This is a genomic window from Pseudoflavonifractor sp. HCP28S3_F10 (assembly GCF_052065415.1).
Classification (GTDB): domain Bacteria; phylum Bacillota; class Clostridia; order Oscillospirales; family Oscillospiraceae; genus Pseudoflavonifractor_A.
In genome coordinates this window covers 1-24,244 of sequence record NZ_JBQHUB010000028.1, presented here as the reverse complement: position 1 = coordinate 24,244, position 24,244 = coordinate 1, and the positions used below count along the sequence as shown (strand labels likewise).

Genomic DNA, 24,244 nt, shown 5'->3' with positions numbered 1-24,244 from the left:
AAGCTCAACTCCGTTCAGGGGGACGGGAACGGCGTCATACCGCCCCGGGCGTCTCCCCTCTGTTTTTTGCAGTCTGCCACCCGGCGGATCAATAATCGAGATTGATGGCCTTTTCGGCGTTCTGCTCGATATACTCCCGGCGGGGCTCCACCTTCTCGCCCATCAGGAGGGTAAAGATCTCGTCGGCCTTGACGGCGTCGGCCATGGTGATCCGCTTGAGAGTGCGGGTCTCGGGGTTCATGGTGGTCTCCCACAGCTCCTCAGGGTTCATCTCGCCCAGGCCCTTGAAGCGGCTGATGTCCACCTTGGCGTTGGGGTTATCCCCCCGCATCTCGGCGGAAATGGCGTCCCGCTCCCCGTCGGAGAAGGCCACACGGGTGACCTTGCCCCGGGTCAGCTTGTAGAGGGGAGGCACCGCGGCGTACACATAGCCCTTGTCGATGAGGGGCCGCATGAAGCGGAAGAAGAAGGTGAGCAGCAGCGTGCGGATATGGGCGCCGTCCACGTCGGCATCGGCCATGATGATGACCTTGTGGTAGCGGAGCTTCTCAGCGTCGAAATCCTCCCCCAGGCCGGCGCCCAGGGCGGTGATGACGGGGGTGAGCTTGTCGTTGCCGTAGACCTTGTCGGCCCGGGCCTTCTCCACGTTGAGCATCTTGCCCCACAGGGGAAGGATGGCCTGGTAGCGGGAATCCCGGCCCTGCTTGGCGCTGCCGCCGGCGGAATCGCCCTCCACGATGTAGATCTCGGTGAGGGAGGCGTCCCGCTCATAGCAGTCGGCCAGCTTGCCGGGCAGGGTGGCGCCGTCCAGGGCGTTCTTGCGGCGGATGTTCTCCCTGGCCCGGCGGGCTGCCTCACGGGCCCGGTTGGCGGTCATGGCCTTCTCCAGAATGGTCTTGCCCACGCCGGGGTTTTCCTCCAGATACTCGGCAAACTTGTCGGAGACCACGGAATCCACCAGGGTCCGGATCTCGCTGTTGCCCAGCTTGGCCTTGGTCTGGCCCTCGAACTGGGCGTTGGTCAGCTTTACCGAGATGACGCAGGAGATACCCTCCCGGCAGTCCTCGCCGGAGACCTTATCGTCGTTTTTCAAAATGCCCTTCTGCAGGCCGTAGTTGTTGAGCACACGGGTGAGGGCGGTCTTGAAGCCGGTCTCGTGCATGCCGCCCTCTGGGGTGTGGACGTTGTTGGCAAAGGAGACGATGTTCTCGTTATAGCCGTCGTTATACTGGAAGGCGATCTCGGCCATGGCGTCGTCCTTCGTTCCGGCCATGTAGATCACGTCATCATGGACCAGGGTCTTGTTCCGGTTGATATAGGACACGAACTCCCGGATGCCGCCGGCATAATGCATCTCGTCGGACTGCTCCCGGCCGGGGCGCTCATCGGCGGTGCGGATGCGCACGCCGGCGTTGAGGAAGGCCTCCTCCCGCATGCGGGTGTGGAGGATATCGTAGTCATACACCGTATCCTCAAACATCTCCGGGTCGGGCTTGAAGGTGACGGTGGTACCGGTATGATCGGTATCCCCCACCACGGTCATCTCCTGGGTCACATGGCCCCGGGAGAACTTCATCTCGTAGATCTTCCCGTTCTTATGGACCTGGACCTCCAGCCACTCGGAGAGGGCGTTAACCACGCTGGCGCCCACGCCGTGCAGGCCGCCGGACACCTTGTAGCCGCCGCCGCCGAATTTGCCGCCGGCGTGGAGAATGGTATAGACCACCTCAAGGGCGGGCTTTCCGGTCTGGGGCTGGATGTCCACGGGGATGCCGCGTCCGTTGTCGGTGACCCGGATCACATCCCCCTCCAGAATGGTGACGGTGATCTGGTCACAGTAGCCGGCCAGCGCCTCGTCAATGGCGTTGTCCACGATCTCATACACCAGATGGTGGAGACCGGAGGACGAGGTGGAGCCGATATACATGCCGGGGCGCTTGCGTACCGCCTCCAGCCCCTCCAGGACCTGGATCTCAGAGCCGGTATATTCATGCTCCACCTGGGTCGGGTTCTTTTCCAGTTCTTCAGACATAGTGTAAATAACCTCCGATAGTTTCCACTCCGCAGGGCTCTCCCTGCGGACGCTGTTGACTGTTTATGCCGTGCCGGCCCTTCGCCGGGCGGCGCGCCGCTTCCCGTTACATATCGTCGTCGTCCAGGAAGCCGTCGCCGTCGTGATCCATATCCTCGTCGCCCAGCAGCTCGGTGGCCCGCATGCGGCGCTTCTCCTTGGCGGCCTCCACCTGGCGGTAAATGAGCTCCTTCACCGCCTTGGGGTCCTTCACGTTCTCCAGCTGCAGGATAGGCGTGGTCTTGTCCGAGGAGTGGACGCACACGGTGCCCACGCCGAAAATCCGCTGGCCCAGGCTCCTCCGCAGGTCCAGATCCCGCACCCGGTAGAGCAGGACTTCCTCCTCCTTCAGGTTCAGAAGTCCCTTTTCCCGAAAGATCCGGTTCTCACTGACGCTGTATTTCGTAAAGGTGATGGGCATGCCCAGAAAACGCTTGCGGTCCTTCCACAGGTATTGGATGGATTCCATAAAGCTCCTCCCCTCGTCGCATGGACGCTGTTTCATTCAAAGCTGTTGCTCTCGGCCCGGCGCAGCAGGGTGGCCGGCGAGAGCTGCGAGATATACACCCGGTCCGCTCCGTCCCGTCCCCTGCACAGCACAAAGGACTTGGGAAGGTCATCGGATACATTGACCACTCTTCCCTCCCGCTCCGCCTGATTGAGAAAGTTCCGCGTCAGGCGGGAGGAGGTGGTATTGTCCATATCAAAGATGCCGATGACGTCCCGGTACGCCACCACCACCGACTGGCCCAGATGGAGGTACATGCCATCACTCCTCTTTTGCTTCCCGGCAGGGAATATGTTTTTCTATTCCAATCAGGGGCCCGGATCGTCGATGACCCTGGGGGCCCACCACTTCTTCCACAGCCGCCAGCCCAGAAGGAGCCCCAGCAGGAAAAAGAAGCCGGGCACGCCCGGGAAAAAGATCAGCTGCGTTACGGGGGAGACTCTCTCGCTGCGCCAGATCTGCCAGCGCCCCACAGCCACCGCGGCGATGACCGTCACCGCCAGGAGCAGCGGCAGCAGCCGCACCAGTGCCGCCCGGCCTCTCCGGCGGCCCGAGAGCCCCATGGTCAGGCGGCAGGTCCCGTACTGAAGGACCAGCGCCGCCGCCAGAGGCAGGATCACAAACAGAATGAGCATCCTGTCCTCCTCTCAGTCCGCCAGGGCGCCGCCCCGGATGTGGAAGGTCCTCCCCTCCCCCAGAGCGTCCATCCCGTCCTCCTCGCAGCAGGTGATAAACACCTGTCCGCCGGTGATGCGGCGCAGCACAAACTCCTGCCGCCGCCGGTCCAGCTCGGAGAGCACGTCGTCCAGCAGCAGCACCGGCCACTCTCCCAGATCCTCCTGGTGGAGCTCCCGCTCCGCCAGCTTCAAGGAAAGAGCCGCCGTTCTGGTCTGGCCCTGGGAGGCAAACTGCTTGGCGCTGCGGCCGTCGATATCCACTACCAGGTCGTCCTTGTGGGGGCCGGACAGGCAGGACCTGGCCTCCAGCTCGGCCCGGCGGTGGCTCTCCTGGTGCTCCAGCAGCAGGGGATAAATATCCTTGGTGGGGATGAGCGGATCGGCCACTGTGCTCACCGTCTGGTAGGAGAGGGACATTTCCTCCCGCCCGCCGGAAAAATCGGCGTGGATGGCCGCCGCCGACCGGGCCAGCTTGCGGATGAAGTGGGCCCGGTAGTGGATGAGGATGGCCCCGCACCGGGCCATACGGTCGTTGAAGTCGGGCAGCAGGTCCAGCAGGCCGGGCTTTTCCTCCCAGTCCCGCAGGATGCGCAGCTTGTGCTCCTGCAGCCGGTGGTACTCGGCCAGGGCGGCGGCGTACCGGGGCCGGAGCTGGCAGAGGGAGTTATCCAGAAAACGGCGGCGCTCGGCGCTCCCCGCCCGGATGAGCATCAGGTCCTCGGGACAGAAGAGCACGGTGTGCAATATCTCAGACAGGCCCGCCGCCGTCTTGAGGCGGACGCCGTTGGCCGTCAGAGCCCGCCGTCTGCCCCGGAAGAGCCTGGCCTCCACGTTGAATTCCCGGTCCCGGCTTTCGATGGAAGCCCGGACGGCGGCCTCCTGCCGGGAAAAGCCGATGAGCTCCCGGTCGGCCCTGGCCCGGTGGGACCGGGCCCCTGAGAGGTAACCCACCGCCTCCAGCAGGTTGGTCTTTCCCTGGGCGTTCTCCCCGTAGATCACGTTGACCCCCGGGGCGAACTCCGCCGTGAAGCGGTCGTAGTTGCGGAAGCCCTCCAGCTCCAGACTGCGGACGATCATCGGACGGTGAGCCGCCGGCTCCCCAGTTCCACCGTGTCTCCGGGACGGAGCTTCTTGCCCCGCATGGTGCATACTTCGCCGTTGACCTTTACCAGGCTGTCCTGGATCAGGTTTTTGGCCTCGCCGCCGGTACTGACGGCGCCGGCAAATTTGAGAAAGGCCTCCAGCTTGATAAATTCCGTGGAGATTGTGATTTCCTGAGCTTCCATAAAGAACTCCTTTTCCAGACGGGATGCATATTTATGCACTCCCGTCCTCCGGTTTATTCCCCGGCCTTCAGGCGGACAGGGAGCACCATATACAGAAAGTTTTCATCGCCCTCGGCGGGCAGGATGACACAGGGGGACACGCTGGTGGTCAGCTCCAGCCGCACCCGGTCGGCGGGGGCGGCCTTCAGGGCGTCCATCAGGTACTTGTTGTTGAAGCCGATCTCCAGCCCGGTGCCGTCCCCGGTGATGGGGCATTGGTCGGCAGCGTCTCCAATGGCGGTTTTGGTGCTGATTTTCAGCATATTGTCATCAAAAACGCAGCGGAGGGGGCTTTTCAGCTTGTCGCTGATGATGAGGGAAACGCGGTCGATGGAGGCGAGCAGGGTGCGGGTATCGCCCTCCACCCTGATGGTGTTGTTGCGGGGGATGGCCTGGCGGTAGGAGAGGAACTCACCCTCCAGCCGGCGGGAGACCAGCATGGTCTCCCCCACCTTGAACATCACATGGCGGGCGCCCTGGGTGACGGAGGCGGGCTCCTCCACATCGGAGCAAATTTTTTCCACTTCCGACAGGGCGGCACCGGGGACCACGAAGGAGAAGGTTTCGGCGCCCTCTTTTTTGCCGATGGCCTCATGCCGCAGGGCCAGGCGGTAGCCGTCCACCGATACGATATTGAGCCCGTCCTGATCCACTTCAAAGAGGGAGCCGGTGTGGATGGGGCGGCTCTCGTTGTCGCTGACGGCGAACAGGGTCTGGCCGATCATGGCTTTGAGCTTATTCTGGGGGATCAGGAAGGAATTCTGATATTCCACGGTGGGCAGTTCGGGGAATTCCTCCGGGTCGGTGCCCAGAATGTTGAATTCGCTCATGCCGCACTTGATGTTGACCATATAGTTTTCGGCGGTGAAGACCACTATGTCGTCGGGCAGCTTGCGGATGATCTCGCCGAAGAGCCGGGCGCCCAGTACCAGGGTGCCGCCGGACTGGATGTCGGCCGGGACCACGGTGCGGATGCCGGTTTCCAGATTATAGCCGGTAAGCTTCAGTTCCTGATCGGCTTCCAGCAGGATCCCTTCCAGTGCCGGGATGGAGCTCTTTGGAGACACTGCTCTGGATGTGGTGGAGACAGCCGCTTGAAGAAGGGCTTTTTCACAGGAGAATTTGATCATTTTGGTGGTCCTCCGTTCGGGTGCTCCCTGTCTCTCGGGAAAGAGAAGGAGAGGTAGATGGGTAGTAGCGGTAGTAGTAGGGGAAAATTATGTGGAAAAGTGGAAATTTCGCCTGGGGGACTAAGATTTGCCCGTCCACAGGGGGTGTGGAGAAATTTGGGGAGTTGTCTACAGCCTTCTGAGGGGGGCCGGATTTGTCCACACCCTGTTTTCCACATCTGGATAAAAGTCCGTGGAAATGTGGAAGGCTGGGCCGGTCCGCTTTTCGTTCTTTTCCACGGATGAGTGGCCGTTGGTGGAGACTCAGTCGTACCGGGCGTTGATGTTGGCGTTCAGGTCCTTGATGATCTCGGCCACCTCGGGATTGCTCTTGATGAGCTTTTCCACCCGGTCAATGGAGTGCATGACGGTGGTGTGGTCCCGATTGTCGAATTCCTTGCCGATCTCCTTCAGGGACAGGTTGGTCATCCGGCGGATCTGGTACATGGCAATCTGGCGGGCCAGCGCGGTGTCCTTGGTGCGGCCCTGGCCCCGGAGGGCGCTGTTCTCGATGTTGTAGAATTTGCAGACCTCTTCGATGATCACGTCGGGTGAGGGGAGGAAGTCGGCCTTGTCCTTGCACATGTCCCGCACGGCGCGGATGACGGTGTCCACGTCCACGCTCTCCCCCATCAGCTCCTGGAAAGCCAGGATTTTGTTGACGGTGCCCTCGATCTGGCGGACGTTGGAGGTGATGTTGTCGGCGATATACTGCAGAACGGGCTCGGGCAGGTTCATGCCTCGGCGGATGGCCTTGTTCTTGATGATGGCCACCCGGGTCTCGTAGTCGGGGGGCTGGATGTCCACAGGGAGGCCCCACTCGAACCGGGTCTTGAGCCGGTCATCCAGCCGGAGCATCTCCTTGGGTGGGCGGTCGGCGGTGAATACGATCTGCTTGCCCGCCTCGTACAGGGTGTTGAAGGTGTGGAACATCTCCTCCTGAGAGGATTCGCGGCCGGCGATGAACTGCACGTCGTCCACCAGCAGCACGTCGGTGGTGCGGTATTTGTCCCGGAATTCCTGGTTGCGGCCCTCCCGGATGCCCTGGATGAGCTCGATGGTGAAGGTGTCGCCCTTGCTGTAGGTGATGCGGAACTCCGGATGGCTGCGGTGGAGCTTGTGGGCGATGGCATAGAGCAGATGGGTCTTGCCCAGGCCGGATTCGCCGTAGATAAAGAGGGGGTTGTAGCTGTGGCCCGGATTTTCGGCCACAGCCAGGGCGGCGGCGTGAGCGAATTTGTTGGAGGAGCCCACTACGAAGCGCTCGAAGGTGTAGTCCTCGGTGCCGGGCATGAAGGACGCGTCGGCGGGGGGCCTGGCGTCGGCGGAAAACTGCTCCAGCTCCCCCTCTCCCAGGATGACCACTTCAAAATCCGCGGAGAAGAGCTCGTGCAGCGCCTTTTTGATGGCGGGAAGGTAACGGGAGAGGATGATGTCCCGCTTGAAATTGGATGGGGTGTGGAGGACAAAGCGGTCGGTATCCATGGAGACCGCCTTTGCGTCGTCAAACCAGGTATTGATGGTGGTTGGGGTCATGTCCGCCTCCATGAGGGAGAGCACCTTGGCCCAGACATCGGCTGGAGAATTCATGTGTAAGACCACCTCTTGACATGGGATGGGCGCCGCAGCCGAAAAAAGGGCGCACCGGTCCCGCTCTGTAAATAGACAGTATATTATACCAAGAAAACAGACTTAAAGCAACGCCTACACCTTTAAAAAATATAAGCCGTTTGTGTGGAGCAGGAAAGAATACCACAAGATATGGACACAAGGTGGAAAAGTGGAAAAAGGAAGGAGAAAAAGAACAAAAAATATGGTTGACAGCTCTTTTCCGGATACGCTATAATACAGAATGCACCATGTTCTGCGTGGATGTAAAGCATTTTTCCTTTTTTGACGACCGCGGCCGCAGTACGGCCGTTGTGGCGGGCAGGTGAAAAACCTGCCAGAATGAGTACAGGAGGTGTACCGGAAATGGTTCGTACCTATCAGCCCAAGAAGCGTCAGCGCTCCAAAGTGCACGGCTTCCGCAAGCGCATGGCCACCGCGAATGGCCGCAAGGTGCTGGCTCGCCGCCGCGCCAAGGGCCGCGCCCGCCTCTCTCACTAAGAGAAGCCGGCTTGCGCTCCGGGAAACAAAACGTACAGCGTCATAGTTAGGGGCGGGGGAGTTCATCCCACCGCCCCTGCGTAGCATACGGCAGAATCTGTCCAAAGGGGAAGCACCTGTGAAGGATACCGTCTCACTGAAATTCAACCATGAATTCCGTCGACTTTACGCCAAGGGCAAGTCGGCGGTTTCGCCCTGTGTGGCGGTCTACTGCCGGAAGAACCGGCTGGACCACAACCGCCTGGGCCTGACCGTTGGGACCAAGGTGGGCAAGGCGGTGCTTCGCAACCGCACCCGCCGCCGCCTGCGGGAGGCATACCGCCTCCACGAGGATCAGTTGGTCCGGGGGTACGATATCGTGGTGGTGGCCCGGGTTCGGGCGGCCTTCGCCCCCTATCAGGAGCTGGAGCGGCATCTGCTGCGAACCATGGACAAGCTGGGCCTTGTGAAGCGGGACTCCTGATGAAGACGCTGCTGCTGGCTCTGATCCGGTTTTATCGGAAGTATATTTCTCCTCTGCGCCCCCCCTGCTGCCGCTTTATCCCCACCTGCTCGGCCTACGCGCTGGAGGCGGTGGAAAAATACGGCGCGGTGAAGGGAGGCGTGCTGGCGCTGCGCCGCCTGCTGCGGTGCCATCCCTTCCACCGGCAGAAGAGCATTCAGTACGATCCGGTCCCCTGAGCGCGATTCCCCACGCACACTTATCACGTTGGAGGAAGTCTCATGAAATTAATCCTGACCCCCTTTGTATGGGTGCTGAACGCCTTCTACAGCCTGACGGGCAGCTATGGCCTTGCCCTGATTTTCTTCGCCATCGTGGTGAAGCTGATCCTCTTTCCTTTCCAGCTCAAGGGAAAAAAGAGCATGATCCAGATGAACCTGATGTCCGGCCAGCTGCAGAAGCTGCAGAAGCAGTACGGCAAGGACAAGGAGCGGTATAACCAGGAGGTGCAGAAGCTCTATGAGCGGGAGCATGTCAACCCCATGGGCGGGTGCCTCTGGTCCTTCCTGCCTCTGTTCATCCTGATCCCCCTCTATTCCATCATCCGCGAGCCCCTGGTCTACATGATGAATGTCGGTGTGGATAATCTGGCTGCCATCGCCGAAGCCCTCAACTGGAGCCAGGTGGCGCTGGACAACGGGTGGATCAAGGCCGCGGACGAGGCATTCCGCAATACCGGCTACAACCAGCTCTACCTCTCCTCTCTCATTACGCCGGAGAACCTGGCCGCCGTGCAGTCGGCCGCCGGTGAGGGAGCCAAGGTTTTTGCCATCAATTTTGATTTTCTCGGTATTTTTGACCTGGCCCGGGTGCCCAAGCTGAAGTTCTGGACTATGACCGGCGGTTTTGCCCTGTTCCTGCTGCCGGTGATCTCCGCCCTGTCCAGCATCCTGGTGTCCTGGGTCTCCCAGAAGACCAACGCCGTCAACCAGCAGGCGCAGCAGGCGGACAATGCTTCCATGAAGATGATGTTCATCATGATGCCCCTCATGTCCCTGTGGATCGGCTTCAGCATGCCCGCTGCCCTGTGTCTCTACTGGATCATCCAGAACCTGCTGAGCATCGTGCAGGAGTTCATCTGCGGCAAGATGCTCAAGAAGGACTATGAGGAGGCCGCCCGTATCCAGGCCGAGCGGGAGCAGCAGGAGAAGGAAGAGGAAAAGGAGCGCAAGCGCCAGGCCGCCGAAGAGCGCGCCCGCCGCATCGAAGAGGCCAAGAGCGCCAAGGGCAAGAAGAAAAAGGAACTGATGAGCGCCATGGAGAAGGACTCCAAGGGCGACTCGGCCGTCATCGCCGTCAGCGGCGTGGGCATGCGTTCCTACGCCCGGGGCCGGGCCTATGACCCCAACCGCTTCTCCCCCGATGGCCCCACCGCCTACCAGGACCCCGATCTGGACTGGGCCGAGGCCAAGAAGAATGCCCCTGCCGAGGAGCCCAAGAAGAAGGGACTGTTCGGCAGAAAGAAATCCGCAGAGGCGGAACAGCCGGTGGACAAGCAGGAGGAGAATCCCACTGAGGAGCCGGTGAAGGAGACGGAAGTTTCCACCGCTCAGGATCAGAATGTGGAAACAGAAGCGGCTGAAGCCGAGGCCCCCTTTGCGCCCGAGGCGGAAGAGGGATCTGAGGAAGAAGACAGCAAGGAGTGAAACGACCGATGCTGAAATGGATCGAGAGTACCGGTAAGACCGAGGAAGCCGCCGTCGAAGCGGCCCTGGTCAAGCTGGGTATGGACCGGGACGAGGTCTCGGTTGAGATTTTGGAGCGCGCCAAGTCCGGATTTCTGGGCATCGGCAGCTGCCCCGCCAAAGTAAAAGTGACTTACGAGGCCCCTGACGAGCCTGAGGAGGTCCCCGCCCCCCCGGCGGAGCCCGCTCCCGCGCCCAAGGCCGAGGCCCCCAGGCAGGAAGTCAAAAAGAGCGAACCCAAAAAGCAGCAGCCCAAGCCCGCTCCCGCGGCGGAAAAGGCCGCCCCCGCCCCCCAGCCCCAGACCTCCGCCGACCTGAGCGGCGATCCGGTGGCGGAGAAGATCGAAACCTTCCTCACCGGACTGCTGGAGCATATGGGCGCCCAGGCCGCCCCCAGGATCAGCCTGGACGACATGGGCAACTACCAGGTGGAACTGGTGGGCAGCAATCTGGGCTCCCTCATCGGCCGCCGTGGCGAGACCCTGGACGCCATCCAGCAGCTGACGGTGTACGCCGTCAACCGGGGCCTGACCAAGCGGGTGCGCATCCATGTGGACGCCGAACACTACCGGGCCAAGCGGGAGGAGTCCCTGGAGCGGCTGGCCCATAAGGTGGCCGGCAAGGTGGTCAAGTACCGCCGCAACGTGACTCTGGAGCCCATGAACGCCTATGAGCGCCATGTGATCCACACCGCCCTTCAGGACGTGCCCGACATCACCACCTACTCGGTGGGCACCGAGCCCAACCGCCGTACCGTGGTGGCCTACAGCCGGGGCGAGCACCGCTGAGCCCGGGAGCCCTTTCCCGCTATATCTCTGAAAAACAGCACGGAGAGATCCGTGCTGTTTTTTTATGCTCCCGGCTGCCCAAAAAAAGACTTGCAAAAATCGAACATATGTTGTATACTCTGTTCGAACAAAAGTTCTGGAACAGAGAAGAACAGTCCGTTTTATGGGACAACAGTGCCGGTATGATAGAGATGTACCTGAAACGACGGCGAATGGAGGGCTTTGGCATGGAGACCACTTATCTGAATATCGACGCCAGCTATGTGACCACCTGCGGTATGCTGGAGGAACAGGCCAGCGGCGGCAGCCGCGTCTGCTACACCCGTGTTCCCCGCCGTTCCCTTCCCTGTACCGCCGGCGGGGAGAAGGTCATCGATCTGCAGGCCTACCGCCGCCGGATGGAGCAGGCGGATGCGGTCTGCGCGGACGGAGAGGAGACGGAGGGAGCGGAGGAGGTCCGCCCGCTGTCCCCCGCCCCCATGACCCGGCGGGAGCAGATGGGCCTGGTGATGGATCTGCTCTCCTCTGCCGCCGTGGCCTGCTGCGCGGTGGGCGTGCTGCTGGCCTTTTTATAAAGTCCACCGTTCTGCCCGTTTATGTGGAAAACGTGCCGCCGGTCTCCGGCGGCACGTTTCTTTATCCCTGAAGATGGCGGTACTTGTTGCGGGTGGCGATGCCGCCCCGGATATGCCGTTCGGCCTTGTTCTCATCCAGCACGGACTTTACCTGTTGGTAGAGCGGCGGATTGAAGCCGGGAAGCCGTTCGCTCAGGTCCTTGTGGACGGTGGACTTGGAGATGCCGAACTTCTGGGCAGCGCTCCGGACGGTGGCCTTATTCTCTATGATGTAAAGCGCCAGCTGGCAGGCGCGCTCCTCGATGTTCCCTTTCACACATGCACCACTCCCATGCATTCTTACTGCATGAAAAGATATATGCGGTAAAAAAGGGAATTATGCTCCGCCTGCCCGGTCGCCGGGGCTCAGGGCAGGATAGTGCCCTGAGTGGAGATGGTCACCACCTGCCAGGGGATGCATTTGCCGCTGGCCTGGAGGGCATTGCGGACAGCGGCTTCGATCCCGCCGCAGCAGGGCACCTCCATCCGCACCACGGTGACGCTTTTGATATCGTTTTGCGCGATGATCTCCGTGAGCTTTTCACTGTAATCCACGCTGTCCAGCTTGGGACAGCCCACCAGAGTGATGTGGCCCCGGATAAAATCCTGGTGGAAGCGGGCGTAGGCGTAGGCGGTGCAGTCGGCGGCCACCAGCAGCCTGGCGCCGTCAAAATAGGGGGCCCGGACAGGAACCAGCTTGATCTGCACCGGCCACTGCATCAGCTCGCTCTCCTGGGGGGCGGTGGGGGCCGCTGCCGGCTTGACCTCCCGCCGGAGGGCTCTGGCCTGGGAGCCGGGACAGCCGCAGGGCAGGGTGCCGTGGCGCTCGTGAGCCTTTCCGGCCTTGGCAGCCAGCACGGCGGCCTCGTCATAGGGCGCGGCCTCCCGCTCCACAAAGGTGATGGCCCCGGTGGGACAGGCGGGCAGGCAGTCTTCCAGCCCGTCGCAGTAGTCGTCCCGCAGCAGGCGGGCCTTGCCGTCCACCATGCCGATGGCCCCCTCGTGGCAGGCCGCGGCACAGGCGCCGCAGCCATTGCATTTTTCCTGGTCAATGTGGATAATTTTACGGATCATAGTCATATTCCTCCCTGTATGATACCGGACTCGCCCGGTTTTGCTTGACTTTACAAGGGGATTATACTATGTTGAGTGAGACAAATCGGTTGGAAAAACAACGGAGGGCGCATGAAACAAATGGATCTGACCGGGTGTCCCCTGTTTCAGGGGATCACCGCTGAAGAGCTGGAGCAGATGTGGGAGTGTCTTGGACCGGTGGAGGCCTTCTACCCAAAGGGCGCCTTCCTCTGGCGGGAGGGCGAAAAGACCAAACGGATGGGGGTGGTCCTGTCCGGTGGAGTGCACATCCTGCGGGAGGATTTCTGGGGAAACAGGAGCATCCAGGGCCGGGCGGGCCCGGGGGAGCTGTTTGGGGAGGCCTACGCCTGCGGGGACGAGCCCCTGGGGGTCAGCGTCCAGGCGGCGGAGGACAGCCGGGTGCTCTTTCTGGAGGCGGAGCGGCTGCTCACCGCCTGTCCGTCGGCCTGCCCCTTCCACGCCCGGGCGGCAGCCAACCTGCTGCGGGTGCTGGCCGGGAAAAACCGGATGCTCAGCCGGAAGATCGAGCACATCTCCCAGCGGACCACCCGGGCCAAGGTGCTCTCCTACCTGTCCTGGCAGGCCCGGCGGCAGGGCTCTGCCTGCTTTTCCATCCCCTTCGATCGGCAGGGACTGGCCGACTATCTGGCGGTGGACCGCAGCGCCCTGTCCCAGGAGCTGGGCAGAATGCGGCGGGAGGGGCTGCTGGACTTCCGCAAGAATCAGTTTGAGCTCAAGGGGACGGAACAGCCGGAGACAGAGTAAAAAACAGGCGGCACGCTCTGCGTGCCGCCTGTTTTTTCACAATTTAAACGTTGAAGCGGAAGAGCACAATATCTCCGTCGTTCATCACATACTCTTTGCCCTCGGACCGGACCAGGCCCTTCTCCCGGGCGGCGGCCATGGTGCCGTTGGCCTTCAGGTCCTCGAAGTTGACCACCTCGGCCCGGATAAAGCCCCGCTCAAAGTCGGTGTGAATCTTGCCGGCGGCCTGGGGGGCCTTGGTGCCCCGGGTGATGGTCCAGGCCCGGCACTCGTCCTCGCCGGCGGTGAGGAAGGAGATCAGGCCCAGCAGGGCGTAGCTGGCCTTGATAAGCCGGTCCAGGCCGGACTCGGCGATGCCCAGATCGTCCAGGAACATCTTCTTCTCCTCGCTCTCCAGCTCGGCAATCTCGGCCTCCAGCTTGGCGCATACGGGGATGACCTGGGCCCCCTCCTTGGCGGCAATCTCGGCCACCTGCTGGTAGTAGGGCACGTTCTGATAGTCGGCAAAGCCGTCCTCGTCCAGATTGGCGGCGTAGATGATGGGCTTGAGGGAGAGAAGCTCGCTGGTGGCGATGATGGCCCTGTCATCCTCGTCGCACTCAAAGGAGCGGGCGGAGTTGCCGTCGTTCATCCAGTCCCGCAGGGCGGTGAAGAGCTCGGCCTCGTGGAGGAACTTCTTGTCCGCCTTGGCGGCCTTGGTGGCCTTGTCGATGCGGCGCTCCACCATCTCCACATCGGCCATGATGAGCTCGATGTCAATGATGCCGATGTCCCGCACCGGGTCGGTGGAGCCCTCCACATGGATCACGTTCTCGTCGTCAAAGCAGCGCACCACGTGGACGATGGCATTGGTCTCCCGGATGTTGGCCAGGAACTTGTTGCCCAGACCCTCTCCCCGGCTGGCGCCCTTCACCAGACCGGCGATGTCCACGAACTCGATGACCGCCGGGGTGGTCTTTTTGGGCTTGTAGAAATCGGACAGCCAGTCCAGACGGTAATCGGGCACAGCCACCACGCCCACGTTGGGATCGATGGTACAGAAGGGGTAGTTGGCGCTCTCGGCGCCGGCGTTGGTGATGGCGTTGAACAGGGTCGACTTGCCCACGTTGGGAAGGCCCACAATGCCGAGCTTCATATCAAAGACGTCCTTTCGGTGTGAAAATACAAAATGAGCCTAACTATTATACCGGATTTTCAAGGCAAAGACAAGAAGAGCGGGAGCAAAATGTCTCACTTCCTTTCTCCGGCGGGTAAAAAAACCGGCGGCGGATCATCTGATCCGCCGCCGGTCTTGATACAGCGATAAGGGAAACGGGGAACGATCAGGGACGCAGGCCCATACCGCCCTCCAGGGTAAGGGTCTCGCCGGTGAGATACTTGAAATCAGGAGTGGAAAGCTGGACGCATACCCGGCCGATCTCGGTCTCGGGGTCGCCGTAGTGGCCCATGGGGGGCATCTTCACGTTAGCCTTGAAGGCGTCAGGATAGGTATTCCGGAAGTTCTCCAGCTGGGCAGTCCAGGCAATGGGACAGATCACATTGACATTGATGCCGTCGGGACCCCACTCCGTGGCGGCCACCCGGCTCAGGCCCCGGATGCCTTCCTTGGCGGCGGCATAGGCGCACTGGCCGTAATTGCCGAAGAGGCCGGCGCCGGAGGCAAAGTTGATGACGCTGCCGTGGGTTTCCTTCAGGTGGGGATAGCAGGCCTGCATATAGTAGAAAGCGGCGTAAAGGCCCGAATAGAGGGCCAGGTCAAACTGCTCGGTCGTGTGGTCAGCCAGAGTGACGCCGGAAGCCGAGGCCTGGGCATTGTTGATAAGCGTGTCAATGCGGCCGAAGGCTTTGATCGTCTCGTCCACCACGTGCTGGACAGTGGCCTTATTATCGCTGCCGGAGGCCACGTCGGCCTGAATGGTGAGGACTCTGATGCCGTAAAGCCGCTCCAGCTCTTCCTTGGCGGCCTCCAGCTTCTTTACGTTGCGGCCGGTGATGACAATGCTGGCACCCTCTTTGGCAAATGCGGTGGCAATGCCGTAACCAATGGAGCCGCAGCTCTTGCCGTCGCTGAGGACCGCCCGGCCGGCACCGGTGATGAGAACTACCTTACCATCAAATTTTCCCATAGGGATCACCTCCAAAATTGTATGACAGAATGGATAGGGACAAAATCATATGACTTCCAGGAGGGATTGGACACAGATTTGAAATGCAGATTTGCTTTTTGTACGCACAGTATAACACACAGGGGACGCAGGCTGCAAAACATATTCTTACCTGAAGTTAAAAAATTAAACTGAAATTTTGAAAATCGTAAACGGAAGTAAAAAGGATCCCCGCCGCACGGGATCCATGCGGCGGGGAAAAAGTATGATTCCGCAGAGGCTCACGAGAGCTGGAACTGGCCGGTGTAGAGCTGGTAGTAGCGTCCCTTCTCCTCCAGCAGCTCCTGGTGGGAGCCCTTTTCCTCGATCTGGCCGTGCTCGATGACCACGATGCAGTCGGAATTGCGGACGGTGGACAGGCGGTGGGCGATGACGAAGACGGTGCGGCCCTCCATCAGGGCGTCCATGCCCTTCTGGATCAGGGCCTCGGTGCGGGTGTCGATGGAGGAGGTGGCCTCGTCCAGGATCATCACCGGGGGGTCGGCCACGGCGGCCCGGGCGATGGCCAGCAGCTGCCGCTGGCCCTGGGACAGGTTGGCGCCGTCGCCGGTGACCATGGTGTTGTACCCGTCTGGCAGGCGGCGGATGAAAGAGTGGGCATTTGCGGTCCTGGCGGCGGCCACACACTCCTCATCGGTGGCGGAGAGCCGGCCATAGCGGATGTTGTCCATGATGGTGCCGGTAAAGAGGTGGGTGTCCTGGAGCACCGCGCCCAGGGCCGAGCGGAGGTCGTCCTTGCGGATGGAGCGGACGTTGATGCCGTCAAAGGTGATCATGCCGCCCTCGATCTCGTAAAAGCGGTTGATGAGGTTGGTAATGGTGGTCTTGCCCGCGCCGGTGGAGCCCACGAAGGCGATCTTCTGGCCCGGATTGGCGTAGACGCTCACGTCCTTCAGGATGCGCTTGCCCGGCACATAGGAGAAGTCCACGTGGTTGAAGCGGACGGCGCCCCTGAGCTCGGTGAGGCAATAATCCTCCCCCGGCACATTGCGCACCGAGCCCCGGATCAGGTGGAGGGTGGCGCGGCCGCTGCCGTCGGGGTATTTCCAGGCCCAGCCGTGACCGGCCAGCTGGGACAGGTCGGTCACCCGGGTAAGAGAGCCGTCCTCCTCCAGCCGGACCCACACGCTGTTGCCGCTTTCTGTATGAGGAGGCAGCAGGCGGAGGGAACCGTCCTCCTCTTCGGCCAGACCCAGCTCAGTGAGCCGGTCCTTCTCCCCGATGAGAACGGGGACCAGCGCCATGGCAGTGGTACGGGGGACCTTCCAGGCCCAGGTGCGGGGGCGGCCCTGGCCGGTGTGGACCGACAGGCTGCCGTTGGCGTCCTTCTCCGCCGGGACCAGGGTGACTGTGCCCTCGTCCGGCTCGCAGGGCTCATCCATGATCTCGAAGATCCGCTCGGCGCCCGCCATGGCGGAGAGCACGGTGGTGAGCTGCTGGGAGATCTGGTTGAGGGGCTGGCCCACCTGGCGGCAGAACTGGAGGAATAGGGTGAAGGAGCCCAGTTTGAAGCCGGCCAGGATGGAGAGCACCCCGCCGAAGGCGGCGGTGAGGGCGTAGCCCACGTTCATGATGTTCATGGCGATGGGCATGACGGCGGTGGAGTAGAAGCCGGCGCTGGTGGCGGCCTGGCGGTACTCCTCGTTGAGCCCGGCAAAGAGCTCCTTGGCCTGCTCCTCATGGGTGAAGGCTTTGACCACCTTCAGGCCCTCGATGGTCTCCTGAATATTGCCGTTGACGGCGCCCAGGGCGGCCTGCTGCTTCTGATAATATTTGCGGCTGCGGCCGCCGAACACCTTGAACACCGCGAAGGTGGAGCCCAGGGTCACCACGCTGACCAGGAAGAGCAGCGGATTGACGGCCAGCATCACCACCACGATGCCCACGAACATAAGAAGGCTGGAGAAAAGGGAAACCACGCTCTGCTCCAGGGCCATCTGCACGTTGTCCGCGTCGTTGGTGAAGCGGCTCATCAGCTCGCCGTGGGTGTGCTTGTCAAAATAGCTCAGGGGCAGGGACTGGAGATGGTCAAAGAGGTCCCGGCGCAGCCGGTTCACCCCCCGCTGGGCCACCTGGACCATGATGGCGGACTGGGCATAGGTGGCCACCCAGCCTACGGCATAGATACAAAGCAGCTTGACGATGTCCAGCGCCAGGTCCCCGGGTCCGGCATATCCGCCGTAGGTGATGGAATTGATAATGACCTGGTTGACAAAGACCGAGCCGGCCAGGTTGGTGCCCACTGACAGCAGCAGAGCGATGCCCACCAGAACCAGGGGCCATTTCTTCCGGCCAATGTAGCTGAGAAGGCGGCCCAGCGTCTTTTTCAGGTCCTTGGGCTTTTGAAAGCCGCCCCGCCGGCCGTGGCCGGGGCCGTGACCGGGCCCCTGAGGGGCCGTTTTTTGAGAGACTGCCATTACTGACCCACTCCTTCCTGCTGAGACTGATAGATCTCCTGGTAGATGGTGCTGCGGGCCATCAGCTCCTCATGGGTACCGGCGTCGGCCACCCGGCCGTCGTCCAGGACCAGGATGCGGTCGGCGTACTGCACGGAGCTGATGCGCTGCGCAATGATGATGACGGTGGTGCCCGCCAGGTTCTCCTTGAAGGACTGCCGGATGGCGGCCTCGGTGGCGCTGTCCACGGCGGAGGTGGAGTCGTCCAGGATGAGGATGGCGGGATGGCGGAGCATGGCCCGGGCGATGCACAGCCGCTGCTTCTGTCCGCCCGAGACGTTGACGCCGCCCTGGTCCATCCGGGTGTCGAATCCGTCGGGCAGACCCATGATAAAGTCGTAGGCCTGGGCGTTTTTGGCGGCCTGGATCATCTCCTCCTCAGTGGCGTCCGGCCGGCCCCAGAGCAGGTTCTCCCGGATGGTGCCCGAGAAGAGCACGTTGTTCTGCAGCACCATGCCGATGCGGCGGCGCAGCTCGTCCAGGGGGTAATCCCGCACGTCCACACCGTCCACCCGGACCGCGCCGCCGGTCACGTCGTAGAACCGGGGGATCAGGTTCACCAGGCTGGATTTGCCCGTGCCGGTGCCGCCCACGATGGCCAGAAACTCGCCGGGCCGGGCGGTAAAGGTGATGTCGGAGAGCACATCGTCCCCGGAGCCGGAGGTCTGGTATTTGAAGTGGACGTGGTCGAACTCCACCTTGCCCGCGGGGACGGGGAGCTCCGCGGCGGTGAGGCTGCCGTCCCCGATCTCAGGTTTGGTCTCCAGCACCTCGTCGATGCGCCGGGCGCAGGCGATGGCCCGGGAGAGCTGCAGCAGGCTCATGGCCACCATCATCACGCTCATCAGGATCTGGAAGATGTAGGTAATAAAGGAGGACAGATCGCCGATGAGCATCTCACCGCTCAGGACCTTGCTGCCGCCCAGGTAGAGCACGGCGGCGGTGGCGCTGTTCATGGCGATGCTCATGACAGGCATCATCAGGATGATGCGCATGTCGGCCCGCAGGGTGGCGGCGGTGAGCTCGTCGTTGGAGCGCTTGAACTTGGTCTTCTCATAGCCCTCCCGGACAAAGGCCTTTACCACCCGGATGGCCACCAGATTTTCCTGAATGGTGCCGTTGAGGGCGTCGATCCTGGTCTGCATGACCTGGAACAGATGGTTGCAGGCCTTCATCAAAAGCCCGATGGCCAGGGCCATCAGAGGGATGACCACCAGCATCACCATGGCAAGCTCCGCGTTGATGCTGACCGCCACGAAAAGGGCGGCGATGAGCATCACCGGGGCCCGGGTGAGCAGGCGCATGCCCATGGTCACCATCATCTGGATGGCGTTGACGTCATTGGTGATGCGGGTGATGAGGGAGGCGGAGGAAAAGCGGTCGATGTCCGAAAAGGAAAACTCCTGCACCTTGTTGTAGATGCCCCGGCGCAGGTTGGCGCCGAAGCCCTGGCCGCCAATGGCGGCAAATTTGGCGGCGAACATGCCGCACAGCATGCTGCACAGGGCCAGCACCAGCATGGCGCCGCCCATTTTCAAAATGTAGGGCAGGTCGCCGGAGGCGATGCCCACATCCACGATGGCCGCCATGAAGCGGGGCAGCGCCAGCTCGCAGGCCACCTCAAGAATGACCAGCAAAGGCGCCAGAATGGCGTACTTCCTGTATTCCCCAAGATAGGACGCTAGTTTTTTGAGCATGGGTCTTGTTCCATCCTTTCATCGAAAAGGTCGTCGGGCAGGCCGTGGCCGGGCCCCCACAGGTTGCGGAGCATCCGCTGGTGGTACTGGTTGAGCTGCCGGTACTCCTCTCTGGAGAAACCGGCGAACATCAGCTCGTCCACCTGATTGAAGATGGTGAAGCACTGCTCCACGGCGCGGATGCCCTTGGGCGTGATGGTCACCCGCTTGCAGCGCTGGTCCTCCGGATCCGGGTGCTTTTCCACGTAGCCGCCCCGCTCCAGGGACTTGAGGGAGACTGCCGCCGTGGCCGGCGAGATGTGCAGGTCGTCGGCCAGCTCCCGCTGGGAGACGGCGCGGCCCTCCTCGCTCCTGCGGCGGAGAAGGAAAAGCAGGGGCGGCGCGCCCAGATCGTCCAGCCCCACGGCGCTCATCCGGGCCTGCACCTCCTTGTGGTGGGCCCGGTGCAGGGCATGGAACAGCATGCCGGGAAGGGGTCTGCCTGATTTCAAACGGATCCACCTCTTTCTGAAGCAGAGAAAATAATTAGCCCGCTGATAATTAGGGGGCTTATCTATAGTACGTGGATATAAAACGAAAGTCAACTGAAAATTTGTAAATAAATTGTAACCAATACAACGTACGTTCCTTAGAACGGACGTTTGCTTTTTTGTTCTCTCTATGATAATATAAAGTATACATAACCGAAGGAGGGAGCCGCCATGAAGGCCATTTCCCCCAAGCAGCAGCAGATCTATGATTTTATCATTTCATTCCAGGCGGACCACGGCTATCCCCCCTCCGTGCGGGAGATCGGGGAGCATGTGGGCCTCAAGTCCCCGTCCACCGTCCATTTCCACCTGAAGGGGCTGGAGTCGGCCGGGTATATCGCCAAGGCCGAGGGCAAGACCCGGGCCATCACCGTAGTGGGGGGCCCGGAGGCGGGCGGCCCCGTGATGGAGGAGCTGGACGCCCGGCCCGACCGCATCCCCATCGTGGGCAATGTGGCTGCCGGTTCTCCCATCCTGGCGCAGGAGTGCATCGAGGACTATCTGGTATTTGAGACCAACGGCAGGACCGGGGAGTATTTCGCGCTGAAGGTCCGGGGAGAATCCATGCTGGGGGCCGGCATCCTGCCCGGGGACCTGGTGGTGGTCCACCGGCAGCAGGAGTGCCATAACGGCGAGATCGTGGTGGCCCTCTTTGAGGACGAGGCCACGGTCAAGACCCTCCGCCGGAAGGACGGCAGGGTCTGGCTCATGCCCGAGAACCCGGATTACGAGCCCATTGACGGCACCTTTGCCCAGATCATCGGCAAGGTGGTGGCTGTCATGCGGAGATACTGATATGGATCTGATCCTTTTTGACTCCCCGCTGGGCTGGATGGGAGCCAGCGCCGGCGAGAGCGGCGCGATAGAGCGGGTCTACCTCCCCGGCGCCCCCGTGCCCCGCATCATGTGCCGCGAGACCCCCCTGCTGGCCGAGGCCCGGCGGCAGCTGCTGGCCTATCTGGCCGGGGAGCTGCGGGAATTCAACCTGCCCCTCTCCCCCGCCGGAACTCAGTTCCAGCGCCAGGTGTGGGAGGAGCTGCGGAAGGTCCCCTACGGCGGGACCGTCTCCTACGGGGAGCTGGCCCGGCGGGTGGGACGGCCCAAAGCCGCCCGGGCCGTGGGCCAGGCCAACCACAACAACCCCATTCCCATCATCGTCCCCTGCCACCGGGTGGTGGGCAGCGGCGGCGCCCTCACCGGCTACGCCGGGGGGCTGGAGATCAAGGAAAAACTGCTGAGACTGGAGGGAGCCAGATGAAAAAGCTGTTTGCCATCGCGGATTCCTACGTTCAACGCATGACCTGGAAGGATGTGTCCCTGGTAAAGGTCTGCCTGTGCGCCATCGGCGTGCTGCTGGGCCTGTGCGTCCCCCGCAGGCGCCGGAAGTGGGCTGCCCTGGGGGCGGGCGCGGCCTTTATCGCCACCTATATCCCCCTGATGGCGGGCTTTGTGCCCCATCTGGTCCGGGAGCTGAGAGAGGACGGGGACGCGGATTGAAGCTGATCTCCTGGAATGTGAACGGCCTGCGGGCCTGCGTGGGCAAGGGCTTCCTGGACTTTTTCCGGGAGGCGGACGCCGACGTGGTCTGCCTGCAGGAGACCAAGCTCCAGCCCCACCAGATCGAGCTGGACCTGCCCGGCTACCGGCAGTACTGGAACTCCGCCGAGAAGAAGGGCTATTCCGGCACCGCCCTCTTCACCCGGCGGGAGCCGCTGCAGGTCACCTTCGGCATCGGCATGGCGGAGCACGATACCGAGGGACGGGTCATTACCGCCGAGTATGAGGACTTTTTCCTGGTCTGCTGCTACACCCCCAACGCCCAGCGGGGCCTGACCCGCCTGGGCTACCGGATGGAGTGGGAAGATGAATTCCGCGCCTATCTGAAGGGGTTGGACGGCAAAAAGCCGGTGATCCTCTGCGGGGATCTGAACGTGGCTCATCAGGAGATCGACCTGAAGAACCCCAAGTCCAACCGGGGCAACGCCGGCTTCTCCGACGAGGAGCGGGCCAAGATGACCGAGCTCCTCTCTTCCGGCTTTACCGATACCTTCCGCTGGCTCTATCCCGACGTGACGGGGGCCTACTCCTGGTGGTCCTATATGTACCACGCCCGGGACAACAACGCCGGGTGGAGGATCGACTATTTCATTGTCTCCGACCGCCTGAGAGAGCGGGTGGCCGACAGCAGAATCCTCTCCCAGGTCATGGGCAGCGACCACTGCCCGGTGGAGCTGGAACTGCGGGACGGGGAAACGCCATGACCAAGACGGAATTGCTCAACAAGCTGGCCCGGGACGAGGAGGAGCGGCTCCTTCTGGCCCGGGCGCTGGACAAGCTGGAGACGGCCCGGAGGAAGAACATCCCGGCCTTCACCGGCTTTTTATCCCCCGGGGAGCGGGCCAATGTGGAAAACCTGATCGCCGCCTCCGGCCACCCGCGGCATCTGTTCTTCGGCGGATACGAGGGGGCGGAGCGGACCATCTGCGTCTTTCTCCCCGACTGGCAGGAGGAGGAGGACTTTCTTGCCCTGGCGGCGGAGGAGGGACCGGTGTCCGCCCTGCGGTGCGCCTATCCCGCCGACGCGGGCCTGACCCACCGGGACTTCCTGGGGGCCATCCTGGGCCAGGGCATCACCCGGGAAAAGGTGGGCGACCTGCTGGTGCGGGGGGATTCCTGCGACCTGGTGATCCTGCGGGAGCTGGAGGACTACCTTCTCCTCAACCTGGACAGCGCCGGCCGGGCCCGGCTGAAGGTCTCCCCCATCCCTCTGGACCGGCTGGAGCCGCCGGAGGTGCGGGTCAGGACCATCCGGGACACGGTGGCCACCCCCCGGCTGGACGCGGTGGCGGCCTCGGCCTTTTCCCTCTCCCGGAGCAGGGCCGCCGACCTGATCTCGTCGGGCCGGGTCCAGCTCAACTACCGGGAGTGCGTCAAGCCCGACCGGACGGTGGAGGAGGGGGATACCATCTCCTGCCGGGGCCTGGGCAAGTGTAAGGTGAAAAAGCTGGGGGGCCTGTCCAAAAAGGGACGGGTCATGGTGGAGCTGGAGCGCTGCCTGTAAGGAGGAGACGCCATGCTGGAGTATGAATTTGAGGAGCTGGAGCTGGATTACGGCGCGGGATACAACCTGTTCACCGGCATCACCACCGAGACCGCCGGCCACCGGGAGATCATCGCGGCGCGGGCGGCCCGGGGCTGGCGGTACGCCGGATACCTCCCGGTGGTGCAGCGGGGCGGCGGTCAGCTCCAGGTCATCGACCTGATTTTTGAGCGCAGCCGGGATGACGGCCAGCGGCGGGAAAAATAGAGGAGGAACAGCCTTGTATATCACACAGGAAAAGATCGACCGCATCAACGCCCTGGCCAGAAAGGCCAAGACACCCGAGGGACTGACGGCGGAGGAGACGGCCGAGCGGGACGTGCTGCGCCGGGAGTATATCGCCTCGGTGCGGGCCAATCTGGTGGGCCAGCTGGAGCGGACCTATATTGTGGAGCCGGACGGCACCCGCCACCGGGTGACCCATAAGGACAACGGATAAGAGACCGCGCAGACCGGAAATAAAATGCTGCAGCGGCGAGTTCTTGAAGAACTCGCCGTTTTTTAATTTAAGGCAAAACCCATTGCGAAGAATGTCTGATGCTGGATTGCGTTGAATTAATGGCAGAAAAAGAAAAATACACGAAGCACGGTGTCCATAAAGGTATGCAAGGTTGGATTTGCCTTGACGATAACTCAAATAGTACTTGGCTTGTAAACTTTCCACAGTGTGGAGAAAAAGATGATGTTGCTGAAATCTCTGTAGAGGAAGAGGATTTGAAGGTTATTCCCGTAATGAACGCCGCTATAAATGAAGAAATCAAAACCCAGTTCGAAGATTCCGAAAAGAGTGCAAAGTTATTATCTGGTAAGCCGGATGACCTGTCCGATGATATGATCTGATCAATAAAAGCGCCTTGTCTGGTTTTTTCGACAAGCTGAGGCCCGGGGGCTCCAAACCCCCGCGCCACTATTTTGAGTAACGGGAATAGGCGGGGGTAAAGCCCATAGCCAGAACTACAGATTTAAAAAAACGGGGAACACCAACCCG

Annotated in this window: 30 protein-coding genes; 15 read left to right on the top strand and 15 right to left on the bottom strand. The window is 61.8% G+C overall.

The window, feature by feature from the left end; genetic code table 11:
• Positions 1–88 precede the first annotated feature (88 nt).
• The 8 genes from gyrB to dnaA all read right to left on the bottom strand — a co-directional run bounded on the left by gyrB (position 89) and on the right by dnaA (position 7,340).
• The gene (gene gyrB, locus ACTNBZ_RS11180) at positions 89–2,032 is read right to left on the bottom strand and encodes a DNA topoisomerase (ATP-hydrolyzing) subunit B (protein ID WP_441209938.1); all 1,944 of its coding nucleotides are present in this window, start codon (positions 2,030–2,032) and stop codon (positions 89–91) included.
• Between the two features lie 106 nt (positions 2,033–2,138).
• Complete coding sequence (locus ACTNBZ_RS11175; protein WP_441209936.1) at positions 2,139–2,540, bottom strand: PH domain-containing protein; 402 nt, start codon at positions 2,538–2,540, stop codon at positions 2,139–2,141.
• Between the two features lie 32 nt (positions 2,541–2,572).
• Entirely contained in the window at positions 2,573–2,836 is a 264-nt protein-coding gene (gene remB / locus ACTNBZ_RS11170) for an extracellular matrix regulator RemB (protein ID WP_441209934.1), read from the bottom strand.
• 51 nt (positions 2,837–2,887) lie between these two features.
• Positions 2,888–3,214 carry a Tat pathway signal protein gene (locus ACTNBZ_RS11165; protein WP_441209932.1) on the bottom strand — a complete coding sequence of 109 codons (327 nt, stop codon included), beginning with the start codon at positions 3,212–3,214 and terminating at the stop codon, positions 2,888–2,890.
• A 12-nt stretch (positions 3,215–3,226) separates the two neighbouring features.
• On the bottom strand, positions 3,227–4,333 hold the full coding sequence (recF, locus tag ACTNBZ_RS11160) for a DNA replication/repair protein RecF (protein WP_441209930.1): 1,107 nt from the start codon (positions 4,331–4,333) through the stop codon (positions 3,227–3,229).
• Positions 4,330–4,542, bottom strand: coding sequence for an RNA-binding S4 domain-containing protein (locus ACTNBZ_RS11155; protein WP_441209928.1), 213 nt, complete (start codon positions 4,540–4,542; stop codon positions 4,330–4,332). The genes recF and ACTNBZ_RS11155 overlap by 4 nt, the downstream gene beginning before the upstream one ends.
• Positions 4,543–4,595: 53 nt before the next feature.
• Positions 4,596–5,708 carry a DNA polymerase III subunit beta gene (dnaN, locus tag ACTNBZ_RS11150; protein ID WP_441209955.1) on the bottom strand — a complete coding sequence of 371 codons (1,113 nt, stop codon included), beginning with the start codon at positions 5,706–5,708 and terminating at the stop codon, positions 4,596–4,598.
• Positions 5,709–6,014: 306 nt separating this feature from the next.
• Positions 6,015–7,340 (bottom strand): chromosomal replication initiator protein DnaA, encoded by a 1,326-nt coding sequence (gene dnaA, locus ACTNBZ_RS11145; RefSeq protein ID WP_441209926.1) that lies wholly within the window; start codon positions 7,338–7,340, stop codon positions 6,015–6,017.
• 384 nt (positions 7,341–7,724) lie between these two features.
• Here dnaA and rpmH point away from each other — a divergent pair, with 384 nt between their 5' ends.
• From rpmH to ACTNBZ_RS11115, 6 genes are all read left to right on the top strand, one after another.
• The gene (rpmH, locus tag ACTNBZ_RS11140; protein ID WP_087261554.1) at positions 7,725–7,859 is read left to right on the top strand and encodes a 50S ribosomal protein L34; all 135 of its coding nucleotides are present in this window, start codon (positions 7,725–7,727) and stop codon (positions 7,857–7,859) included.
• A gap of 118 nt (positions 7,860–7,977) precedes the next feature.
• On the top strand, positions 7,978–8,322 hold the full coding sequence (gene rnpA, locus ACTNBZ_RS11135; protein ID WP_441209924.1) for a ribonuclease P protein component: 345 nt from the start codon (positions 7,978–7,980) through the stop codon (positions 8,320–8,322).
• Entirely contained in the window at positions 8,322–8,540 is a 219-nt protein-coding gene (gene yidD, locus ACTNBZ_RS11130) for a membrane protein insertion efficiency factor YidD (RefSeq protein WP_441209922.1), read from the top strand. Before rnpA ends, yidD begins: the two co-directional genes overlap by 1 nt.
• Before the next feature lie 42 nt (positions 8,541–8,582).
• Positions 8,583–10,007: a membrane protein insertase YidC gene (yidC, locus tag ACTNBZ_RS11125; protein WP_441209921.1), complete on the top strand. Its 1,425-nt coding sequence runs from the start codon at positions 8,583–8,585 to the stop codon at positions 10,005–10,007.
• Between the two features lie 8 nt (positions 10,008–10,015).
• A complete protein-coding gene (jag, locus tag ACTNBZ_RS11120; protein WP_441209919.1) occupies positions 10,016–10,834 on the top strand; it encodes an RNA-binding cell elongation regulator Jag/EloR in 819 nt (272 codons plus the stop codon).
• A 227-nt stretch (positions 10,835–11,061) separates the two neighbouring features.
• Positions 11,062–11,409: a hypothetical protein gene (locus ACTNBZ_RS11115; RefSeq protein ID WP_441209917.1), complete on the top strand. Its 348-nt coding sequence runs from the start codon at positions 11,062–11,064 to the stop codon at positions 11,407–11,409.
• 61 nt (positions 11,410–11,470) lie between these two features.
• On the opposite strand, the gene spoIIID is transcribed toward ACTNBZ_RS11115, so the two are convergent.
• Entirely contained in the window at positions 11,471–11,725 is a 255-nt protein-coding gene (gene spoIIID, locus ACTNBZ_RS11110) for a sporulation transcriptional regulator SpoIIID (protein WP_441209915.1), read from the bottom strand.
• A gap of 89 nt (positions 11,726–11,814) precedes the next feature.
• The gene (locus tag ACTNBZ_RS11105) at positions 11,815–12,522 is read right to left on the bottom strand and encodes an ATP-binding protein (RefSeq protein WP_441209913.1); all 708 of its coding nucleotides are present in this window, start codon (positions 12,520–12,522) and stop codon (positions 11,815–11,817) included.
• A gap of 111 nt (positions 12,523–12,633) precedes the next feature.
• Between ACTNBZ_RS11105 and ACTNBZ_RS11100 the strand changes: the two genes are divergently transcribed.
• Positions 12,634–13,308 carry a Crp/Fnr family transcriptional regulator gene (locus ACTNBZ_RS11100; RefSeq protein ID WP_441209911.1) on the top strand — a complete coding sequence of 225 codons (675 nt, stop codon included), beginning with the start codon at positions 12,634–12,636 and terminating at the stop codon, positions 13,306–13,308.
• A 43-nt stretch (positions 13,309–13,351) separates the two neighbouring features.
• Here ACTNBZ_RS11100 and ychF read toward each other — a convergent pair whose 3' ends face one another.
• The 5 genes from ychF to ACTNBZ_RS11075 all read right to left on the bottom strand — a co-directional run bounded on the left by ychF (position 13,352) and on the right by ACTNBZ_RS11075 (position 20,117).
• Complete coding sequence (gene ychF, locus ACTNBZ_RS11095) at positions 13,352–14,443, bottom strand: redox-regulated ATPase YchF (RefSeq protein WP_441209910.1); 1,092 nt, start codon at positions 14,441–14,443, stop codon at positions 13,352–13,354.
• A gap of 187 nt (positions 14,444–14,630) precedes the next feature.
• Positions 14,631–15,434: an SDR family NAD(P)-dependent oxidoreductase gene (locus ACTNBZ_RS11090; RefSeq protein ID WP_441209908.1), complete on the bottom strand. Its 804-nt coding sequence runs from the start codon at positions 15,432–15,434 to the stop codon at positions 14,631–14,633.
• A gap of 260 nt (positions 15,435–15,694) precedes the next feature.
• On the bottom strand, positions 15,695–17,890 hold the full coding sequence (locus ACTNBZ_RS11085; RefSeq protein WP_441209906.1) for an ABC transporter ATP-binding protein: 2,196 nt from the start codon (positions 17,888–17,890) through the stop codon (positions 15,695–15,697).
• Positions 17,890–19,626: an ABC transporter ATP-binding protein gene (locus ACTNBZ_RS11080; protein ID WP_441209904.1), complete on the bottom strand. Its 1,737-nt coding sequence runs from the start codon at positions 19,624–19,626 to the stop codon at positions 17,890–17,892. The genes ACTNBZ_RS11085 and ACTNBZ_RS11080 overlap by 1 nt, the downstream gene beginning before the upstream one ends.
• Positions 19,611–20,117 carry a MarR family winged helix-turn-helix transcriptional regulator gene (locus tag ACTNBZ_RS11075; RefSeq protein ID WP_441209902.1) on the bottom strand — a complete coding sequence of 169 codons (507 nt, stop codon included), beginning with the start codon at positions 20,115–20,117 and terminating at the stop codon, positions 19,611–19,613. The genes ACTNBZ_RS11080 and ACTNBZ_RS11075 overlap by 16 nt, the downstream gene beginning before the upstream one ends.
• Positions 20,118–20,327: 210 nt before the next feature.
• On the opposite strand from ACTNBZ_RS11075, the gene lexA reads away from it, so the two are divergent.
• The 8 genes from lexA (at position 20,328) to ACTNBZ_RS11035 (ending at position 24,096) form a co-directional block, all read left to right on the top strand.
• On the top strand, positions 20,328–20,951 hold the full coding sequence (gene lexA / locus ACTNBZ_RS11070; protein WP_441209901.1) for a transcriptional repressor LexA: 624 nt from the start codon (positions 20,328–20,330) through the stop codon (positions 20,949–20,951).
• Position 20,952: 1 nt separating this feature from the next.
• Positions 20,953–21,414: a methylated-DNA--[protein]-cysteine S-methyltransferase gene (locus ACTNBZ_RS11065; RefSeq protein ID WP_441209899.1), complete on the top strand. Its 462-nt coding sequence runs from the start codon at positions 20,953–20,955 to the stop codon at positions 21,412–21,414.
• Positions 21,411–21,653, top strand: coding sequence for a permease of phosphate ABC transporter (locus ACTNBZ_RS11060; protein ID WP_441209897.1), 243 nt, complete (start codon positions 21,411–21,413; stop codon positions 21,651–21,653). The genes ACTNBZ_RS11065 and ACTNBZ_RS11060 overlap by 4 nt, the downstream gene beginning before the upstream one ends.
• Complete coding sequence (locus tag ACTNBZ_RS11055; protein ID WP_441209895.1) at positions 21,650–22,417, top strand: exodeoxyribonuclease III; 768 nt, start codon at positions 21,650–21,652, stop codon at positions 22,415–22,417. Before ACTNBZ_RS11060 ends, ACTNBZ_RS11055 begins: the two co-directional genes overlap by 4 nt.
• Positions 22,414–23,217, top strand: a complete 804-nt coding sequence (locus tag ACTNBZ_RS11050; RefSeq protein ID WP_441209893.1) for an RNA-binding protein — start codon at positions 22,414–22,416, stop codon at positions 23,215–23,217. Before ACTNBZ_RS11055 ends, ACTNBZ_RS11050 begins: the two co-directional genes overlap by 4 nt.
• Before the next feature lie 12 nt (positions 23,218–23,229).
• Complete coding sequence (locus tag ACTNBZ_RS11045; protein ID WP_441209891.1) at positions 23,230–23,463, top strand: DUF4177 domain-containing protein; 234 nt, start codon at positions 23,230–23,232, stop codon at positions 23,461–23,463.
• A 13-nt stretch (positions 23,464–23,476) separates the two neighbouring features.
• Complete coding sequence (locus ACTNBZ_RS11040) at positions 23,477–23,695, top strand: DUF896 domain-containing protein (protein WP_441209889.1); 219 nt, start codon at positions 23,477–23,479, stop codon at positions 23,693–23,695.
• Between the two features lie 98 nt (positions 23,696–23,793).
• Complete coding sequence (locus ACTNBZ_RS11035) at positions 23,794–24,096, top strand: hypothetical protein (protein WP_441209887.1); 303 nt, start codon at positions 23,794–23,796, stop codon at positions 24,094–24,096.
• Positions 24,097–24,244: the final 148 nt, after the last annotated feature.

Coding starts and splice junctions, on each gene's coding strand:
- gyrB (WP_441209938.1), bottom strand. CDS start 2,032: ATGTCTGAAGAACTGGAAAAGAACCCGACCCAGGTGGAGCATGAATAT.
- ACTNBZ_RS11175 (WP_441209936.1), bottom strand. CDS start 2,540: ATGGAATCCATCCAATACCTGTGGAAGGACCGCAAGCGTTTTCTGGGC.
- remB (WP_441209934.1), bottom strand. CDS start 2,836: ATGTACCTCCATCTGGGCCAGTCGGTGGTGGTGGCGTACCGGGACGTC.
- ACTNBZ_RS11165 (WP_441209932.1), bottom strand. CDS start 3,214: ATGCTCATTCTGTTTGTGATCCTGCCTCTGGCGGCGGCGCTGGTCCTT.
- recF (WP_441209930.1), bottom strand. CDS start 4,333: ATGATCGTCCGCAGTCTGGAGCTGGAGGGCTTCCGCAACTACGACCGC.
- ACTNBZ_RS11155 (WP_441209928.1), bottom strand. CDS start 4,542: ATGGAAGCTCAGGAAATCACAATCTCCACGGAATTTATCAAGCTGGAG.
- dnaA (WP_441209926.1), bottom strand. CDS start 7,340: ATGAATTCTCCAGCCGATGTCTGGGCCAAGGTGCTCTCCCTCATGGAG.
- rpmH (WP_087261554.1), top strand. CDS start 7,725: ATGGTTCGTACCTATCAGCCCAAGAAGCGTCAGCGCTCCAAAGTGCAC.
- yidD (WP_441209922.1), top strand. CDS start 8,322: ATGAAGACGCTGCTGCTGGCTCTGATCCGGTTTTATCGGAAGTATATT.
- yidC (WP_441209921.1), top strand. CDS start 8,583: ATGAAATTAATCCTGACCCCCTTTGTATGGGTGCTGAACGCCTTCTAC.
- jag (WP_441209919.1), top strand. CDS start 10,016: ATGCTGAAATGGATCGAGAGTACCGGTAAGACCGAGGAAGCCGCCGTC.
- ACTNBZ_RS11115 (WP_441209917.1), top strand. CDS start 11,062: ATGGAGACCACTTATCTGAATATCGACGCCAGCTATGTGACCACCTGC.
- ACTNBZ_RS11105 (WP_441209913.1), bottom strand. CDS start 12,522: ATGATCCGTAAAATTATCCACATTGACCAGGAAAAATGCAATGGCTGC.
- ACTNBZ_RS11100 (WP_441209911.1), top strand. CDS start 12,634: ATGAAACAAATGGATCTGACCGGGTGTCCCCTGTTTCAGGGGATCACC.
- ychF (WP_441209910.1), bottom strand. CDS start 14,443: ATGAAGCTCGGCATTGTGGGCCTTCCCAACGTGGGCAAGTCGACCCTG.
- ACTNBZ_RS11090 (WP_441209908.1), bottom strand. CDS start 15,434: ATGGGAAAATTTGATGGTAAGGTAGTTCTCATCACCGGTGCCGGCCGG.
- ACTNBZ_RS11085 (WP_441209906.1), bottom strand. CDS start 17,890: ATGGCAGTCTCTCAAAAAACGGCCCCTCAGGGGCCCGGTCACGGCCCC.
- ACTNBZ_RS11080 (WP_441209904.1), bottom strand. CDS start 19,626: ATGCTCAAAAAACTAGCGTCCTATCTTGGGGAATACAGGAAGTACGCC.
- lexA (WP_441209901.1), top strand. CDS start 20,328: ATGAAGGCCATTTCCCCCAAGCAGCAGCAGATCTATGATTTTATCATT.
- ACTNBZ_RS11065 (WP_441209899.1), top strand. CDS start 20,953: ATGGATCTGATCCTTTTTGACTCCCCGCTGGGCTGGATGGGAGCCAGC.
- ACTNBZ_RS11060 (WP_441209897.1), top strand. CDS start 21,411: ATGAAAAAGCTGTTTGCCATCGCGGATTCCTACGTTCAACGCATGACC.
- ACTNBZ_RS11050 (WP_441209893.1), top strand. CDS start 22,414: ATGACCAAGACGGAATTGCTCAACAAGCTGGCCCGGGACGAGGAGGAG.
- ACTNBZ_RS11045 (WP_441209891.1), top strand. CDS start 23,230: ATGCTGGAGTATGAATTTGAGGAGCTGGAGCTGGATTACGGCGCGGGA.
- ACTNBZ_RS11035 (WP_441209887.1), top strand. CDS start 23,794: ATGCTGGATTGCGTTGAATTAATGGCAGAAAAAGAAAAATACACGAAG.